This is a genomic window from Noviherbaspirillum autotrophicum (assembly GCF_000818395.1).
In the GTDB taxonomy this organism is placed as follows: domain Bacteria; phylum Pseudomonadota; class Gammaproteobacteria; order Burkholderiales; family Burkholderiaceae_D; genus Noviherbaspirillum; species Noviherbaspirillum autotrophicum.
In genome coordinates this window covers 3,193,230-3,209,616 of sequence record NZ_JWJG01000028.1, presented here as the reverse complement: position 1 = coordinate 3,209,616, position 16,387 = coordinate 3,193,230, and the positions used below count along the sequence as shown (strand labels likewise).

The following is a 16,387-nucleotide window of genomic DNA, read 5'->3' as shown; positions in this document are numbered from 1 at the left end:
ATCGATGATCGAATCCGCAATCCGCTGGCTGATGGGCGTTCTGGCCATTCCCGACATCGTCCTGACCTCGGTGTTCCTCATCAGCTTCGTCTCGGCCACCTTGCTGCCGATGGGCTCGGAGCCAGCGGTCTTTGCCGTGGCCAAGGCCAATTCCGCCCTGCTGTGGCCGGCTATCCTGGTTGCGACGCTCGGCAATACGCTCGGCGGCGTGGTCGATTACTGGATGGGCTATGGCGCCAAGCAGGCGTTTGCCAGGGAGCGCGCGACGCACTGGTTCACATGGCTGGAGCGCTTCGGTGCCAGGGCCATGCTGCTGTCGTGGTTGCCCGGCGTGGGCGATCCGTTATGCACTCTTGGCGGCTGGCTCAAGCTGCCGTTCTGGCCGTGCGTGCTGTACATGGCGGCGGGGAAGTTCCTGCGCTATGTGACGATTACGTCGCTGCTGCTGTACGTGCCGGACGGATTTTGGCATCGGATGGCCAGCTGGCTCGCATAACGGCCGGCTAGCCCTCATCCATACAAACACGATTGCAAATATTGCAATCAATTCTGTTGCATTTCTCCGACAAGTGGCATTGTTTTAGTGGGAATATTATTTTTGCAAGCATACTGCGCACTCTTTTTGGCCGCATGAGAAGTAAGGCTGTTTCCGCCCGGTGCATTGCAATACGCTAAAATGCACCTTTAAGGGTTAGTACTACTATTTTTAATGAACGCCCCCGCACAAATCCAAGCTCTGCTTTCTGATGCCCCGAGCGGCACCGCACCGACGCGCCTGCGCGAAATTCCTTACAACTACACCTCGTTTTCCGATCGCGAAATCGTCATTCGCCTGTTGGGCGAAGAGTCGTGGCGCATCCTTCACGAGCTGCGCGGCGAACGCCAGACCGGCCGCTCCGCACGCATGCTGTACGAGGTGCTGGGCGATATCTGGGTGGTCCGTCGCAATCCGTATTTGCAGGATGACATGCTCGACAATCCGAAGCGGCGCCAGGACCTGATCGACGCGCTCAATCACCGCTTGAGTGAAGTCGAGAAGCGACGCCTGTCCACCGATCTGGCCGACGCCGGCGATGCGCATGCGAAACGCCGCAGTGCGAATGTCGAGATCTTGGTGAAAGCGGCAAGGAAAGCCGTTGCGGATTTCGCCGAGGAGTTCCGACGCACGTACGATTTGCGCAAGCGCGCCAACAAGACCCTGGCCCGCTATACCGCCAAGGACAACATCAAGTTCGACGGCCTGTCGCGCGTGTCGCACGTGACCGACGCGACTGACTGGCGCGTCGAATATCCGTTCGTTGTGTTGACGCCGGATTCCGAAGACGAGATGGCCGGCCTGGTAAAGGCCTGTATCGAATTGGGGCTGACTATCATCCCGCGCGGTGGCGGCACCGGCTACACCGGTGGCGCCGTGCCGCTGACGCCGCTTTCGGCCGTTATCAATACAGAAAAGCTGGAGCAGCTCGGCGCGGTGGAAATGACAACGCTGCCTGGCGTCGACCGGCCTTACGCGACGATCTATACCGGCGCGGGCGTGGTCACCAAGCGCGTGTCCGATGCCGCCGAAAAGGCGGGCTTCGTGTTCGCCGTCGACCCGACTTCGGCTGAAGCATCCTGCATCGGCGGCAACGTCGCCATGAATGCCGGCGGTAAGAAGGCCGTGTTGTGGGGCACGGCGCTCGACAACCTGGCCAGCTGGCGCATGGTCGACCCGAATGGCGACTGGCTGGAAGTCACGCGCCTGGAGCATAACCTCGGCAAGATCCACGATGCGCCGGTGGCAAAGTTCAAGCTGGAGTGGACGCATCCGGGCGAGAGGGGCCGGAACAACAAGCCGTTCAAGACGGAATACCTGGAAATCGAAGGCAGGCGCTTCCGCAAGGAGGGGCTCGGCAAGGACGTCACCGACAAATTCCTGGCCGGTCTCCCGGGCGTGCAGAAGGAAGGCTGCGACGGCTTGATCACATCGGCGCGCTGGATCCTGCACAAGATGCCGAAGCACGTGCGCACGGTCTGCCTCGAATTTTTCGGCCAGGCGCGCGACGCGATTCCATCGATTGTGGAAATCAAGGATTATCTCGATGCCGAGGCAAAGAAGGGCGGCGCCATCCTGGCCGGCCTGGAACACCTCGACGAGCGCTATTTGCGCGCGGTCGGCTACGCAACCAAGTCCAAGCGCGGCGTGCTGCCGAAAATGGCGCTGTTTGGTGATATCGTCGGCGACGACGATGAAGCGGTCGCGCGCGCGGCCTCCGAAGTGATTCGCATGGCGAATGCCCGAGTCGGTGAAGGCTTCGTTGCGGTCAGCCCGGAAGCGCGCAAGAAATTCTGGCTCGACCGCGCACGGACCGCCGCGATCGCCAAGCATACCAATGCGTTCAAGATCAACGAAGACGTCGTGATTCCCCTGAACCGCATGGGCGAATACACCGACGGCATCGAACGCATCAATATCGAACTGTCAATCAAGAACAAGCTGCAGTTGCTGGCCGAGTTGCGCAGCTTCCTCGCCAGCAGTCATCTGCCGCTGGGCAAGAACGAAGACGCGGACGCCAACGACATTCCGCCGGAAGAATTGCTGGGCGACCGCGTCGCGCAGGCGCTGCAACTGGTGGACCTGACGCACGCGCGCTGGACCTTCCTGCTGACCCAGCTCGACAAGCCGTTGCAGGCGGCCAGGGACGAGCTGGCGGTGCTGCAGGTGCCGATGACCTGGATCGACGAGCGTCTGGGCCGTCAGCCCGATGCCGCCGTCTTCCATGTGGTACAGGATCGCACGATCCGCGTGTCGTGGAAGGCGGAAGTGCGTGCGCAGCTGCGCCAGATTTTCAACGGCGGCGCGTTCAAGCTGATCCTTGACGAATGCAGCGCGATCCATAAGCGCGTGCTGCGCGGCCGCGTGTTCGTGGCGCTGCACATGCACGCCGGCGACGGTAACGTGCACACCAATATCCCGGTTAACTCCGATCACTATGAAATGCTGCAGGATGCGCACGCCGCGGTGGCCCGCATCATGGTGCTGGCACGTTCGCTGAACGGCGTGATCTCCGGTGAGCACGGCATCGGCATCACCAAGCTGGAATTCCTGACCGAGGAAGAGATCGGCGAATTCCGCAATTACAAGAAGCGGGTCGACCCCGAAGGTCGCTTCAACAAGGGCAAGCTGCTCAACGATCCCGACATGCCGGCCGATTTGCGCAACGCATACACGCCGTCGTTCGGCCTGATGGGGCATGAATCGCTGATCATGCAGCAAAGCGATATCGGCGCGATTGCCAACAGCGTGAAGGATTGTCTGCGTTGCGGCAAATGCAAACCGGTGTGCGCCACCCACGTGCCGCGCGCCAATCTGCTGTACTCGCCGCGCAACAAGATCCTCGCGACGTCGCTGCTGGTCGAGGCCTTCCTGTATGAAGAGCAGACCCGCCGCGGCGTGTCGATCAAGCACTGGGAAGAATTCGAGGACGTGGCCGATCACTGCACGCTCTGCCACAAATGCGTCAATCCCTGCCCGGTCGATATCGATTTCGGCGATGTGTCGATGAACATGCGCAACCTGCTGCGCAAGATGGACAAGAAATCGTTCAAGCCCGGCACGGCTGCTGCCATGTTCTTCCTGAACGCGACGGACCCGGCGACCATCAACGCCACCCGCGCAGCGATGACCGGCATCGGTTTCAAGGCGCAGCGCCTGGCCAACGACGTGCTGAAGAAATTTGCGAAGAAGCAGACCAAGGCGCCTCCGGCCACGCACGGCAAGCCGCCGGTCAAGGAGCAGGTGATCCACTTCATCAACAAGAAGATGCCGGGCAACCTGCCGAAGAAAACGGCGCGCGCCCTGCTCGATATCGAGGACGACAAGATCGTCCCGATCATCCGCGATCCGAAGACCACCACGGCCGACACGGAAGCCGTGTTCTACTTCCCGGGCTGCGGCTCGGAGCGCCTGTTCTCGCAAGTCGGTCTGGCGACGCAGGCGATGCTGTGGCATGTCGGCGTGCAGACCGTGCTGCCACCCGGGTATCTATGCTGTGGCTACCCGCAGCGCGGCAACGGGCAGTACGACAAGGCGGAGAAGATGATCACGGACAACCGCGTGTTGTTCCATCGTGTTGCCAACACATTGAACTATCTCGACATCAAAACGGTCGTTGTATCGTGCGGCACCTGTTACGACCAGTTGCAGAGCTATGAATTCGAGAAGATTTTCCCTGGTTGCCGGATCATCGACATCCACGAATATCTGCTCGAAAAAGGCGTGAAGCTGGAAGGCGTGGGCGGGGTGCGCTACATGTATCACGAGCCGTGCCACACGCCGATGAAACAGCAGGACGCGATGAAAACCGTCAATGCGCTCATCACCACAGCCGATGGGCACAAGGTCGAGAAGAACGAGCGCTGCTGCGGCGAGTCGGGTACCTTCGGTATCGGGCGTCCCGATATTTCCACCCAAGTGCGTTTCCGTAAGGAAGAGGAAATGCGCAAGGGCGCGGACAAGCTGCGCGCCGACGGTTTCACCGGCGACGTCAAGATTCTGACGTCTTGCCCGTCTTGCCTGCAAGGCTTGCTCCGCTATAACGAAGATGCCGATACGACGGCCGATTACATCGTGATCGAAATGGCGAAGTACCTGCTTGGCGAGAACTGGATGCCGGAATATGTGGCGCGCGCCAACAACGGCGGTATCGAACGCGTATTAGTGTAAGAATCCATGCCAAAACAATCCTGCGAACTGTGCATCCATCCCGGCGGCGACGTCGTCTACCGGGATGACAATTACCGCATCGTGCTGGTGGACGACGAGCATTACCCCGGCTTTTGTCGCGTGATCTGGAATGCCCATGTGCGGGAAATGACAGACCTGTCGACGGCCGAGCGCGCAATCCTGATCGCCGCTGTCTGGCAAGTTGAGGAAGCCGTGCGCGAGGTGATGCGCCCGGACAAGATCAACGTCGCCAGCCTCGGTAATGTCACGCCGCATGTGCACTGGCATGTGATTCCGCGCTACGAGGACGATGCACATTTCCCCAATCCGATCTGGGGCGAGGTCAGGCGCACGCCGGCGTCAGCCGACCTGACAAAGCGCCGGGCGCTGGTGCCGAAGCTGCGCGAAGCGATACTGGCGCGTTTTGAAGGATCGCTGCTGTGACGATGACTGATTCCAAGAAGATGGCGCCGGCGCCGACCGGGCTGACGGCGCACACGAAATCGCGCATGTTGGAAGTCGCGTTCGACACCGGTGAAACGTTTTCCTTGCCGTTCGAATTTTTGCGCGTCTATTCGCCCTCGGCTGAAGTGCGCGGTCATGGCCCGGGACAGGAAGTGCTGCAAACCGGCAAGCGCGACGTCCTGCTTACTGCGCTGGAGCCGGTCGGGAACTATGCGATCCAGCCGCATTTTTCCGATGGCCATAATACCGGCATCTACACGTGGGATTATCTGCACTCATTGGGCGCCCATCAGGCGCAGCTTTGGGAAGATTACCTGAAGCGGCTGGAAACAGCGGGATTTACCCGCGAATCCGGGCGCGATGCGCCAATGGAGTCGGCAGCGAAAGGCTGCGGACATCACTAAGGATCGTTTCGCTTGCCTGAACTTGATTCCAGGCAAGCGAAACCGTCATCTCTCCCTTGTCCGGGGAACGTAAGGCTTGCCATTCTGTCTGCACTTGTATAATGCCGCCTGGACTAACAGGCTTTCATCATGACCAATACCACGCATTTCGGTTACCAAACCGTTCCCGAAGAAGAAAAGGTGCAGAAGGTTGCACAGGTTTTCCACTCCGTCGCATCGAAATACGACGTGATGAACGACTTGATGTCCGGCGGCCTGCATCGCCTGTGGAAGACATTTACTATCGCCCAGGCCGGCGTGCGGCCAGGCTTCAAGGTGCTCGATATCGCGGGCGGCACCGGTGACCTGGCCAAGGCGTTCGCCAAGCAGGCGGGGCCGACCGGCGAGGTCTGGCTGACCGACATTAACGAATCGATGCTGCGCGTCGGCCGCGACCGCCTCTTGAACAAGGGCATGGTGACACCCACCTTGCTGTGTGACGCGGAAAAACTGCCGTTCCCGAGCAATTACTTCGATCGCGTGTCCGTAGCCTTCGGCTTGCGCAACATGACGCACAAGGACGTGGCGCTCTCGGAAATGCAGCGCGTGCTCAAGCCGGGCGGCAAATTGCTGGTGCTGGAGTTTTCCAAGGTGTGGGAGCCGCTGCAAAAGCCGTATGACGTTTATTCGTTTTCCGTGCTCCCCTGGCTGGGCAAGCGCATTGCGAACGATTCGGAAAGCTACCGTTATCTGGCCGAATCGATCCGCATGCATCCCGACCAGGAAACCCTGAAAAAGATGCTGCAGGATGCTGGGTTGGAGCGCGTCGAGTACTTTAATCTGACGGCCGGCGTGGCCGCACTGCATACAGGAATCAAACTGTAGGCTCAGGAGGTCGCATGAAACGCTTTTTGATTGGATTGATGCTGGCATTGGGTGCCATGTCGGTCGTCGTTTCCGACGCTGACGCAAAGCGCTTGGGTGGTGGCGGCTCGTTTGGCCGGCAGTCGCCGAGTTACAGCCGCCAGGCGCCCGCGCCATCGAACCAGAATTACAGCCAGCAAAGGCAGGCGTCGCCATCGAATACGCCGCAAAGCATGCCGCAGAAGCCGGCCACCCCGTGGCGCAATATTCTCGGCGGCACGCTGCTCGGCCTTGGCCTCGGCGCCTTGCTATCCCACTTCGGACTGGGCGGCGCGGCGGCGGGGCTGATCGGCACGGTCCTGATGATCGGCTTGCTGGTGCTGGCAGTGGTGCTTCTCATGCGCCTGTTCCGCGCTAAGAATGGCGGGCATGGCGAGCCGGCCTATGCCGGCGGCGCCTACCAGGCACCGCGCACGCCGGAAATCGGTTCGCGCCTGGCGCAGCAGGACCAGCCAGCGGCCTTCCAGGGCGAGCGGGTCGCAGGTGCCGCACAGGAGGTGCCGCCCGGCTTCGATGCGCCGGCTTTCCTGCGTCACGCCAAGACATATTTCATCCGGCTGCAGGCGGCCTGGGACCGTGCCGACATCAACGACATCCGCGAATTCACGACGCCCGAGATGTTTGGCGAATTGCGCCTGCAGCTGCAGGAGCGCGGCGCCTCGCCCAATGTCACCGACGTGGTGTCGCTGGATGCGGAGCTGCTGGGCATCGAGACAACGGCCAGCGACTACCTGGCCAGCGTGCGGTTTTCCGGCATGATCAAGGAATCGGAAAACGCGCCGGCCGCGCCGTTCGTCGAGATATGGAACCTGTCCAAACCATTGTCCGGCCAAGGCGGCTGGGTACTGGCCGGCATCCAACAATTGTCGTAGGCAAGCTGGCGCAAACTGGTAAACTTAGGACCGCCCGTGAATCCCACGGGCGGTTTTGTTTTGTCATCATGATCTCTACTCCTGTCTCCGCCACGATCAACCACCTGCTGGCCCGGGAAGCATGGGCGCGTAACGAACTTGTCCGGCACGCCGGCAAGATCGCCCATTTCGACGGCGGCCTCACCGCCGTCCGGCTGAAAGTCGCCGCCGACGGCATGGTGCAGGCGGCACCGGCCGCCGAAGCGGCCAACGTGACGATCCGCGTGAAGATGTCCGACCTGCCGCTGATCATGCAAAACCACGAACGCGCATTCTCGTACGTGCAGATCGAGGGCGATGCCGATTTTGCCAATACCATCTCGCGCCTGAGCCAGAGCCTGCGCTGGGAAGCCGAGGATGACCTGGCACGGCTGATCGGCGATATTCCCGCTACCCGCGTGGTGGCAGGCGTGAAGGCGGCGGTGGAGGCGGCAAAATCGACGCAGCAGAAGCTGGCGGAAAACGTGGCCGAATACCTGTTGGATGAGCAGCCGGTATTGGTGCGGCCGCAGGCGGTTGCCGATTTTTCGGATGAAGTGTCGAAACTGCGCGATGACGTCGAACGCCTGGCCAAGCGTCTCGAAAAACTCACCCTCAACGGACGCTGAGATAGGCCGCCAATGCTCTTCAAATTCTTGCGGGTTCTGAAAATTGCCCGGGTCGCATACAAGTACGGCTGGGACGATATCGCGATGGCGGGGCTGGCCCGGCCGCGCGTCGCCAGGTTCATCGCGGCGGTATTCTTTTGGCGTGACATTTCAAAGCCGCGCGGCGTGCGCCTGCGCCAGGCGCTGGAGGAGCTCGGTCCGATCTTCGTCAAGTTCGGCCAGGTGCTGTCGACCCGGCGCGACCTGATGCCGGCCGATATCGCCGATGAACTCGCATTGCTGCAGGATCGCGTGCCGCCGTTCGACTCCAATCTCGCCATCGCGCAGATCAAGAAGTCGCTCGGGGCCCACCCGGACCAGCTGTTCGCCCGCTTCGAGCGCGAACCGGTGGCCTCGGCCTCGATCGCGCAGGTGCATTTCGCCACGCTCAAGGATGGCACCGAAGTCGCGGTCAAGGTACTGCGTCCCGGCATGCGGCGCTCGATCGACGACGACATCGCTCTTATGAAGATCACCTCTGGCTGGGTCGAGGCCCTGTGGGCCGACGGCCGCCGCTTGAAGCCCAAGGAAGTGGTCGCCGAATTCGACAAGTACCTGCATGACGAGCTCGACCTGATGCGCGAGGCGGCCAATGCCAGCCAACTGCGGCGCAACTTCATGGGCTCGGACTTGCTGATCGTGCCAGAGATGTTCTGGGACTACTGTTCGACCTCGGTGATCGTGATGGAGCGCATGCGCGGCATCCCGATCTCGCAGATCGACCGCCTGGTTGCCGAAGGCGTGGACATCAAGAAGCTGTCGCGCGACGGTGTCGAAATCTTTTTCACCCAGGTGTTCCGCGATGGCTTCTTCCATGCCGATATGCATCCGGGGAATATCCTGGTGTCAACCGACCCGGCCACCTTCGGCCGCTATATCGCACTCGACTTCGGCATCGTCGGCACGCTGACCGACTATGACAAGGACTACCTGTCGCAGAATTTTCTGGCGTTCTTCCGGCGCGACTACAAGCGCGTGGCCGAGGCGCATATCGAATCGGGCTGGGCGCCCAGGGAAACCCGGGTCGACGAGCTGGAGTCTGCGGTGCGCGCCTGCTGCGAACCGATCTTCGACCGCCCGCTGCGCGACATTTCGTTCGGCCAGGTGCTCCTGCGCCTGTTCCAGACGTCGCGCCGGTTCAATGTCGAAGTTCAGCCGCAACTGGTGCTGCTGCAGAAAACCCTGCTCAATATCGAAGGCCTGGGCCGTCAGCTCGACCCCGACCTCGACCTGTGGAAAACCGCCAAGCCCTATCTGGAGCGCTGGATGCAGGAGCAGATCGGCTGGCGCGGTCTGGTCGCTCGCCTGAAGGAAGAGGCGCCGCACTACAACAAGCTAATTCCGCAGTTGCCGCGTCTGGTTCATCAGGCGTTGCAGGCCCAGGCAGAGCAGCCGCCGCGGCAAAACAACGAACTGCTCAAAGAGCTGATCGCCGAGCAGCGGCGCACCAACCGGCTGCTGGGCTTTGGCGTGTATTTCGGCGGCGGCCTGGCCGTGGGAATCGCCGCCGCGCAAATACTGAACCGTTGGTATCACTTTATGTGGTGGTGACATGCCGGAATTCGCATCCCGTGATCCAGCCGCATCGGATTTCTGGTCCGAGCGTTTCGCGCAGCGCTTCACGCCATGGGATCTCGGTGCCGTGCCTGCCGCGCTGCGGCAATTTGTTGCGCAGGCGGCACGGCCATACACTACGCTGATTCCCGGCTGCGGCAGCGCGTATGAAGCGGCGTATTTGTCCGAGGCTGGATGGGACGTGACCGCGATCGATTTTTCCCCGGTGGCGGTCGACGCCGCGCGCGCCATGCTGGGGCGCTGGGGCGAGCGGGTGGTGCAGGCCGATTTCTTCGAATTTGTGCCGCCCCGCCCGGTCGATCTGATCTACGAGCGCGCCTTCCTTTGCGCCTTGCCGCGCCGGCTCTGGCCGGCTGTCGCCGCGCGTTGGGCAGAGTTGCTGGCGCCTGGCGGCCTGTTGGCCGGGTTCTTCTATTTTGACGATGCGCCCAAGGGGCCGCCATTCGGCATGACACCGAGCGGGCTTGAAGCGCTGCTCAAGCCGCATTTCGACCGCATTGCAGACGAAGCGGTCACGGATTCCGTTCCAGTTTTTGCCGGCAAGGAGCGTTGGCAGGTTTGGCGCCGCCGGCCGTGATTCTGCCGATGTAATCCCGCCTGCGGCCAGGCTCATGCAGCCAACGAAAAGTCATTAACCGACAAAAAGTCTTCATTATAATGAGCCGATTTTTCGCCCGGAGCATACGTCGATGAACTACACGCTGATTTCCTTTGTCGTGCTGTACTTGTTGGGTACGCTGGCGCTGGGCGTTTGGGCGGGCACGCGGATCCGCAATACCAGTGACTTTGCCGTGGCCGGTCGCAGCCTGCCGCTGATCATGGTCGTAACGACGACGTTTGCCACCTGGTTTGGTGCTGAAACGGTCATGGGCATTCCGGCGCGGTTTGTGCAGGGCGGCTTGAATGCCATCGTCGAAGATCCGTTCGGCGCCGGCACCTGCCTGATCCTGGTGGGCATGTTCTTCGCCGTCCGGCTGTATCGGCAGAACCTGCTGACCATCGGCGACTTCTATCGCCAGCGCTACGGCAAGGGCGTGGAAGTGTTTTGTTCCGTTGCGATCATCGTGAGCTACCTGGGCTGGGTGGCGGCGCAGATCACGGCGCTCGGCCTGGTGTTTTCGGTGCTCACAAACGGCGCCATGTCGGAGACGGCCGGCATGATCGTCGGTACCCTGGCCGTGCTGGTCTATGTCGTGATCGGCGGTTTTCTGGCCGTGGCGTGGACCGATTTCATTCAAATGATCGTGCTGGTGATTGGCCTAAGCGTCATCGCCTTTTTCTCCGCCGACCTGGCCGGCGGTTCCGACAAGGTGTTCACGCTGGCGGCCCAGTCCAATCTGTGGAAATTCCTGCCGCAGCCGACCTTCACTGACACGGTATTTTTCATCGGGTCGGGATTGACGATGATGTTGGGCAGCATTCCGCAACAGGACGTGTTCCAGCGCGTCATGTCGGCCAAGGATGCTTCAACCGCACGCACCGGCGCCATTATCGGCGGCGCGAGCTACATTCTGTTCGCCTTCGTGCCGATGTTCATCGTCGCCTCCGCCGTCGTAGTTATGGGCGACGGCGCGCTCGATCTGGCGAAAAGCGATTATCAGCGCCTGCTGCCCACCTTCATCATGACCAAGATGCCGCTCGTGATGCAAATCTTTTTCTTTGGCGCGCTGCTGTCGGCCATCAAGAGCACGTCTTCGGCCACGCTACTGGCGCCTTCCACCAGCTTCGTCGAAAACATCCTGAAAAACCTGCGCCCGCACATGAGCGACCGGCAGCAGTTGTTCGCCATGCGTTGCACGCTTGTCGTGTTCGCCATGCTCGTGCTGACCTACGCTATTGCCATGAAGGGGACGTCGATCTATGAGCTGGTGTCGGCCGCTTATCAGGTGACCTTGGTCGGTGCTTTCGTGCCGCTCGTGATGGGGCTGTACTGGCGGCGCGCGACGACGCAGGGAGCGATTTTTTCGCTTGGCGCCGGCGTCGGTACCTGGATTCTTTTCTTCCCGCAAGTTACAAGCCTGAGTGAACAGTTTCCGGGGCAGTTAGCCGGACTGATCGCCGCCTTCTGCGGCATGGTCCTGGGATCGCTCATGCCGCAGGTACTGAAGAACCGCCATGAACCGCGCCAGCCGGTCACGGGCTTGCACGCGTAAGACACGGAAGTTTCTTGGAGGTAAGATGTAAGATGGCGCTCCAATTCCCGGCCGGGATGCCTGCTGTTGAACGGCGTGGCCGGATGAGCAAGGCGCCGTCCGGGCCTCCGGACGTCGTTGCGGTGGGCGATCCCGAGTGGCATACGCTTCTAAATGTGCATTGGCGCAAAAGCTGGCGAAAAACCTTTATAATTCAGGGTTTTGGATGATTTTTGCGAGGGTTTCCTATGCCGATTTATGCATATCGCTGCGAAACATGTGGTTTTACGAAAGATGTATTGCAAAAAGTCTCTGACGCGCCGTTGACCGAGTGCCCGTCGTGCGAAAAGAGTACATTCAAGAAGCAGCTTACCGCGGCTGGCTTTCAGTTGAAAGGCACGGGCTGGTATGCCACCGATTTCAAGAACGGCGGCGGCAGTACCGCGTCGCCGGCGAGCACTCCCGCGCCGGCCAGTGAGAGCGCTTCCTGCGGTACCGGGTGCGGCGCGAGCTGCGGCGCCTCCGACACCAAGTCGGCTGCTTAATCGACATCAGAGAGGCGCTGCGAACGCCTCTCGTTCACGAAGACCATGCGTAAATATTTCGTCACCGGCTTGCTGATTCTCGTTCCACTGGCCATCACGCTGTGGGTGCTCAACCTCGTCATCGGCACGATGGATCAGTCGCTGTTGCTGCTGCCAGAGAAGTGGCGGCCGGGGGCGCTGTTGGGCGTTCATGTGCCCGGCGTCGGCGCCGTACTGACGGTGCTGTTCGTGTTCCTGACCGGTCTGTTGACGCGCAATTTCATCGGCAAGCGCCTGGTCGACTGGTGGGAAGCGCTGCTGCGCCGCATTCCCGTCGTGAACTCGATTTATTCCAGCGTCAAGCAGGTATCCGACACGCTGTTTTCATCGTCCGGCAATGCCTTCCGCAAGGCGCTGCTGGTGCAGTATCCGCGCGAAGGATCGTGGACGATTGCGTTCTTGACGGGCATGCCCGGCGGCGACGTGAAGAACCATCTGCGCGGCGATTATGTCAGCGTATATGTGCCGACCACGCCGAATCCCACCTCCGGTTTCTTCTTGATGATGCCGAAGGCGGACACCATCGAGCTCGATATGAGCGTCGATGCGGCCTTGAAATATATTGTTTCGATGGGAGTGGTTGCGCCTGAACAAGCGTCGTCCGCGTCAGCCAATCTGAAGGCGGTTCCACCCAATTCCTGATCACGGCAGTCTAATATCCGGCTTCCATCCCTGCCTGTCACAGGTGGTGGAAGCATTACAAAGAATCTGAAACCTGGAAACTGAACATGTCAATGCGAACTCATTATTGCGGCCTCGTCACTGAGGCGCTTCTCGGTCAAACCGTCAGCGTGTGCGGCTGGGTGCATCGTCGTCGCGATCACGGCGGCGTGATCTTCATCGACCTGCGCGACCGCGAAGGCCTGGTGCAAGTGGTGTGCGATCCGGACCGCGCCGATGTGTTCAAGACCGCGGAAGCCGTGCGCAACGAGTTCTGCCTGCGCATCACCGGCCTGGTCCGCAACCGCCCGGAAGGCACCGCCAACGCCAACCTCAAGTCCGGCAAGATCGAAGTGCTGTGCCAGCAGATCGAAGTGCTCAATCCTTCGGTCACGCCGCCGTTCCAGCTCGATGACGACAACCTGTCCGAAACCACCCGTCTGACGCACCGCGTGCTCGATTTGCGCCGCCCGCAGATGCAGAACAACCTGCGCCTGCGCTACAAGGTGACGATGGAAGTGCGCAAGTTCCTCGACGCGAACGGCTTCATCGACATCGAAACGCCGATGCTGACCAAGTCGACGCCGGAAGGTGCACGCGACTACCTAGTGCCGTCGCGCGTCAACCCGGGCAACTTCTTTGCGCTGCCGCAGTCGCCGCAGCTGTTCAAGCAGTTGCTGATGGTCGCCAACTTCGACCGTTACTACCAGATCACCAAGTGCTTCCGCGACGAAGACTTGCGCGCCGACCGCCAGCCGGAATTCACGCAGATCGACTGCGAAACCTCGTTCATGGGCGAGCAGGAAATCCGTGACCTGTTCGAAGGCATGATCCGCGGCGTGTTCAAGAACACGCTCGACATCGACCTGCCGAATCCGTTCCCGGTCATGCAATATTCGGAAGCGATGGGCCTGTACGGCTCCGACAAGCCCGACATGCGGGTCAAGCTGCAGTTCACCGAACTGACCGACGTGATGAAGGATGTCGACTTCAAGGTGTTCTCGGCAGCGGCCACCATGGAAGGCGGACGCGTGGTCGGCCTGCGCGTGCCGGGCGGCGGCGCGATGCCGCGCTCCGAGATCGATGCCTACACCCAGTTTGTCGCGATCTACGGCGCCAAGGGGCTGGCTTACATCAAGGTCAATGAAAAGGCCAAGGGCCGTGACGGCCTGCAGTCCCCGATCGTCAAGAACCTCCACGACGCGGCGCTGGCGGCGATCATCGAGAAGACCGGTGCGCAGGACGGCGATCTGATTTTCTTCGGCGCCGACAAGTCCAAGGTTGTCAACGATGCGATCGGCGCCTTGCGCGTGAAGATCGGCCACAGCGACTTCGGCAAGAAGAACGGCTTGTTCGAGGACAGCTGGAAGCCGCTGTGGGTGATCGACTTCCCGATGTTCGAATATGACGAAGACGGCCAGCGTTACGTCGCCGCGCACCATCCGTTCACGTCGCCGAAGGACGGTCATGAAGACTTGCTGGAATCCGATCCGGGCAAGGCGCTGGCCAAGGCGTACGACATGGTGCTGAACGGCTGGGAGCTGGGTGGCGGCTCGGTCCGTATTCATCGCGCAGAAGTGCAGAGCAAGGTGTTCCGTGCGCTCAAGATCGATGCCGAAGAAGCGCAGCTCAAGTTCGGCTTCCTGCTCGACGCGCTGCAATACGGCGCGCCGCCGCACGGCGGCCTCGCATTCGGCCTGGACCGCATCGTCACCATGATGACCGGCGCCGAGTCGATCCGCGACGTGATTGCGTTCCCGAAGACGCAGCGTGCACAGTGCCTGCTGACCCAGGCTCCGTCGGAAGTCGACGAGAAGCAGTTGCGCGAGCTGCACATCCGCTTGCGTAACGTGGAACCGGCAGCCAAGGCGTAAGCTCGCCGTTCCCGACAAAGCAAAAAGGCGCTTCCGGCGCCTTTTTGCTTTTGAGCAGGTATGATCATGGCTTGGTTCCCGAGGTTTTAGCCATTGCATGCATGACGAATGAACAAGCCTTTCAAGATTCCTGAATCCGTCCTGGTCGTCATTTATAGCCCGGCGCTCGACGTGTTGCTGATCGAGCGCGCCGACAAGCCCGGCTACTGGCAATCGGTGACCGGTTCCAAGGATGCCTTGGATGAACCCTTGCCGCAAACCGCAAGGCGCGAGGTGTTCGAGGAAACCGGGATTCGGGTTGTCGAATGTCCTCCCGATGCGACGCTGAAGCCGACGGAAGTCGCCCTGGATAATTTGCGCGACTGGCAACTTTCCAATGTCTATGAAATCTATCCAGTCTGGCGCCATCGTTACGCGCCGGGCGTGACCAGGAACGTGGAGCATGTGTTCGGCTTGCAGGTGCCGCGCGATATCCCGATCACACTGGCACCGCGCGAACATCTTAATCATATGTGGCTGCCGTACCGGGCGGCGGCTGATCATTGTTTCTCGCCATCCAATGCGGAAGCCATCCTGCAGTTGCCGCGACATGTATGCAGCTATTGAAATTGTCTGAGGATAAGTTTTGGGAAGCCGCCGTTCCTGAGCTGAAATCCTTCCTTTTATCCTCGTTGCATAGCGTCTAAAATCAGGCCATGAAACTTCGCATTGCGACGTACAACATCCATAAGGGGGTCAGCACCCTGGGCAGCATGCCGCGCATTCATGGGCTGAAGCAGGCACTGGTGTCGATGGAGGCGGACATTCTGTTTTTGCAGGAAGTCCAGGGGCGCCACGACAAGTATGCGACCCGGCATGCGGCGCTGTGGCCGGACCAAGGGCAGCATCAGTTCCTCGCCGGTGATTCGCACTATGCGGCATATGGCATGAATGCCGTCTATGATCATGGTCATCACGGCAATGCGCTGCTGAGCCGCTTCCCGTTGGTGACCGCCACCAACCAGGATGTCTCCGATCACGCGTTCGAGGCGCGCGGCATCCTGCATTGTGTGGTCAAGACGGAGCAGTGCGACGTGCATTGCTACGTGATCCATCTCGGCCTGTTCGCGCGCAGCAGAAAGCGGCAGACCGCGGCGCTGATCGACGCCGTGGAGGCGTCGTCGCCGCCCGATGCGCCGCTCATCATCGCCGGCGACTTCAACGACTGGACTAACCAGCTAAGCGATTCGCTGCGCGCCCGGCTCGGCGTGACCGAAGTGTTCGACCAGGATTTGCCCAGCCGTGGATTCGGCACCTATCTGCGCATGCTCAGCGGGCGCGGTGTGATGACCAAGCCGGCGCGCACCTTTCCGGCGGCCTTGCCCTGGCTGCGGCTGGACCGCATTTATGTGCGCGGTTTCAGGGTGCAGGCGGCACAAGTGCTGCACGGCCCGCTGTGGGCGAAACTGTCCGATCATGCGCCGATCGTCGCTTCCCTGGAGCTTAAGTGACGGGTATGCCGACCTGACGATGTAGAATGAATGGCAA

15 protein-coding genes are annotated in these 16,387 nt (G+C 60.8%); all 15 read left to right on the top strand.

Annotated elements, in window-relative coordinates; genetic code table 11:
• Positions 1–4: 4 nt before the first annotated feature.
• The 15 genes from TSA66_RS16065 (at position 5) to TSA66_RS15995 (ending at position 16,350) form a co-directional block, all read left to right on the top strand.
• The gene (locus tag TSA66_RS16065) at positions 5–496 is read left to right on the top strand and encodes a YqaA family protein (protein ID WP_040042675.1); all 492 of its coding nucleotides are present in this window, start codon (positions 5–7) and stop codon (positions 494–496) included.
• A 213-nt stretch (positions 497–709) separates the two neighbouring features.
• The gene (locus tag TSA66_RS16060; protein WP_040040729.1) at positions 710–4,705 is read left to right on the top strand and encodes a DUF3683 domain-containing protein; all 3,996 of its coding nucleotides are present in this window, start codon (positions 710–712) and stop codon (positions 4,703–4,705) included.
• A gap of 6 nt (positions 4,706–4,711) precedes the next feature.
• Positions 4,712–5,149 (top strand): HIT family protein, encoded by a 438-nt coding sequence (locus TSA66_RS16055; protein WP_040040728.1) that lies wholly within the window; start codon positions 4,712–4,714, stop codon positions 5,147–5,149.
• 2 nt (positions 5,150–5,151) lie between these two features.
• The gene (locus tag TSA66_RS16050; protein ID WP_040040727.1) at positions 5,152–5,574 is read left to right on the top strand and encodes a gamma-butyrobetaine hydroxylase-like domain-containing protein; all 423 of its coding nucleotides are present in this window, start codon (positions 5,152–5,154) and stop codon (positions 5,572–5,574) included.
• 129 nt (positions 5,575–5,703) lie between these two features.
• Complete coding sequence (gene ubiE / locus TSA66_RS16045) at positions 5,704–6,438, top strand: bifunctional demethylmenaquinone methyltransferase/2-methoxy-6-polyprenyl-1,4-benzoquinol methylase UbiE (RefSeq protein WP_040040726.1); 735 nt, start codon at positions 5,704–5,706, stop codon at positions 6,436–6,438.
• Between the two features lie 14 nt (positions 6,439–6,452).
• Positions 6,453–7,349 carry a Tim44 domain-containing protein gene (locus TSA66_RS16040; protein WP_040040725.1) on the top strand — a complete coding sequence of 299 codons (897 nt, stop codon included), beginning with the start codon at positions 6,453–6,455 and terminating at the stop codon, positions 7,347–7,349.
• Between the two features lie 68 nt (positions 7,350–7,417).
• Positions 7,418–7,996, top strand: coding sequence for a ubiquinone biosynthesis accessory factor UbiJ (locus TSA66_RS16035; RefSeq protein WP_052452378.1), 579 nt, complete (start codon positions 7,418–7,420; stop codon positions 7,994–7,996).
• Between the two features lie 12 nt (positions 7,997–8,008).
• Positions 8,009–9,586 carry a ubiquinone biosynthesis regulatory protein kinase UbiB gene (ubiB, locus tag TSA66_RS16030; protein ID WP_040040724.1) on the top strand — a complete coding sequence of 526 codons (1,578 nt, stop codon included), beginning with the start codon at positions 8,009–8,011 and terminating at the stop codon, positions 9,584–9,586.
• A 1-nt stretch (position 9,587) separates the two neighbouring features.
• The gene (locus TSA66_RS16025) at positions 9,588–10,187 is read left to right on the top strand and encodes a methyltransferase (RefSeq protein WP_040040723.1); all 600 of its coding nucleotides are present in this window, start codon (positions 9,588–9,590) and stop codon (positions 10,185–10,187) included.
• A 112-nt stretch (positions 10,188–10,299) separates the two neighbouring features.
• Positions 10,300–11,763 (top strand): sodium:solute symporter family protein, encoded by a 1,464-nt coding sequence (locus TSA66_RS16020; protein ID WP_084199660.1) that lies wholly within the window; start codon positions 10,300–10,302, stop codon positions 11,761–11,763.
• A gap of 227 nt (positions 11,764–11,990) precedes the next feature.
• On the top strand, positions 11,991–12,287 hold the full coding sequence (locus tag TSA66_RS26305; RefSeq protein ID WP_040040722.1) for an FmdB family zinc ribbon protein: 297 nt from the start codon (positions 11,991–11,993) through the stop codon (positions 12,285–12,287).
• A gap of 45 nt (positions 12,288–12,332) precedes the next feature.
• Complete coding sequence (locus tag TSA66_RS16010) at positions 12,333–12,968, top strand: DUF502 domain-containing protein (protein WP_040040721.1); 636 nt, start codon at positions 12,333–12,335, stop codon at positions 12,966–12,968.
• A gap of 86 nt (positions 12,969–13,054) precedes the next feature.
• A complete protein-coding gene (gene aspS / locus TSA66_RS16005; RefSeq protein ID WP_040040720.1) occupies positions 13,055–14,860 on the top strand; it encodes an aspartate--tRNA ligase in 1,806 nt (601 codons plus the stop codon).
• Between the two features lie 108 nt (positions 14,861–14,968).
• Entirely contained in the window at positions 14,969–15,466 is a 498-nt protein-coding gene (gene nudB, locus TSA66_RS16000; RefSeq protein ID WP_040040719.1) for a dihydroneopterin triphosphate diphosphatase, read from the top strand.
• Between the two features lie 89 nt (positions 15,467–15,555).
• Positions 15,556–16,350, top strand: a complete 795-nt coding sequence (locus tag TSA66_RS15995; protein ID WP_040040718.1) for an endonuclease/exonuclease/phosphatase family protein — start codon at positions 15,556–15,558, stop codon at positions 16,348–16,350.
• Positions 16,351–16,387: the final 37 nt, after the last annotated feature.

What these genes read in the sequence shown, in the direction of transcription:
- TSA66_RS16065 (WP_040042675.1), top strand. Translation starts at nt 5, where the DNA reads ATGATCGAATCCGCAATCCGCTGGCTGATGGGCGTTCTGGCCATTCCC.
- TSA66_RS16060 (WP_040040729.1), top strand. Translation starts at nt 710, where the DNA reads ATGAACGCCCCCGCACAAATCCAAGCTCTGCTTTCTGATGCCCCGAGC.
- TSA66_RS16055 (WP_040040728.1), top strand. Translation starts at nt 4,712, where the DNA reads ATGCCAAAACAATCCTGCGAACTGTGCATCCATCCCGGCGGCGACGTC.
- TSA66_RS16050 (WP_040040727.1), top strand. Translation starts at nt 5,152, where the DNA reads ATGACTGATTCCAAGAAGATGGCGCCGGCGCCGACCGGGCTGACGGCG.
- ubiE (WP_040040726.1), top strand. Translation starts at nt 5,704, where the DNA reads ATGACCAATACCACGCATTTCGGTTACCAAACCGTTCCCGAAGAAGAA.
- TSA66_RS16040 (WP_040040725.1), top strand. Translation starts at nt 6,453, where the DNA reads ATGAAACGCTTTTTGATTGGATTGATGCTGGCATTGGGTGCCATGTCG.
- TSA66_RS16035 (WP_052452378.1), top strand. Translation starts at nt 7,418, where the DNA reads ATGATCTCTACTCCTGTCTCCGCCACGATCAACCACCTGCTGGCCCGG.
- ubiB (WP_040040724.1), top strand. Translation starts at nt 8,009, where the DNA reads ATGCTCTTCAAATTCTTGCGGGTTCTGAAAATTGCCCGGGTCGCATAC.
- TSA66_RS16025 (WP_040040723.1), top strand. Translation starts at nt 9,588, where the DNA reads ATGCCGGAATTCGCATCCCGTGATCCAGCCGCATCGGATTTCTGGTCC.
- TSA66_RS16020 (WP_084199660.1), top strand. Translation starts at nt 10,300, where the DNA reads ATGAACTACACGCTGATTTCCTTTGTCGTGCTGTACTTGTTGGGTACG.
- TSA66_RS26305 (WP_040040722.1), top strand. Translation starts at nt 11,991, where the DNA reads ATGCCGATTTATGCATATCGCTGCGAAACATGTGGTTTTACGAAAGAT.
- TSA66_RS16010 (WP_040040721.1), top strand. Translation starts at nt 12,333, where the DNA reads ATGCGTAAATATTTCGTCACCGGCTTGCTGATTCTCGTTCCACTGGCC.
- aspS (WP_040040720.1), top strand. Translation starts at nt 13,055, where the DNA reads ATGTCAATGCGAACTCATTATTGCGGCCTCGTCACTGAGGCGCTTCTC.
- nudB (WP_040040719.1), top strand. Translation starts at nt 14,969, where the DNA reads ATGAACAAGCCTTTCAAGATTCCTGAATCCGTCCTGGTCGTCATTTAT.
- TSA66_RS15995 (WP_040040718.1), top strand. Translation starts at nt 15,556, where the DNA reads ATGAAACTTCGCATTGCGACGTACAACATCCATAAGGGGGTCAGCACC.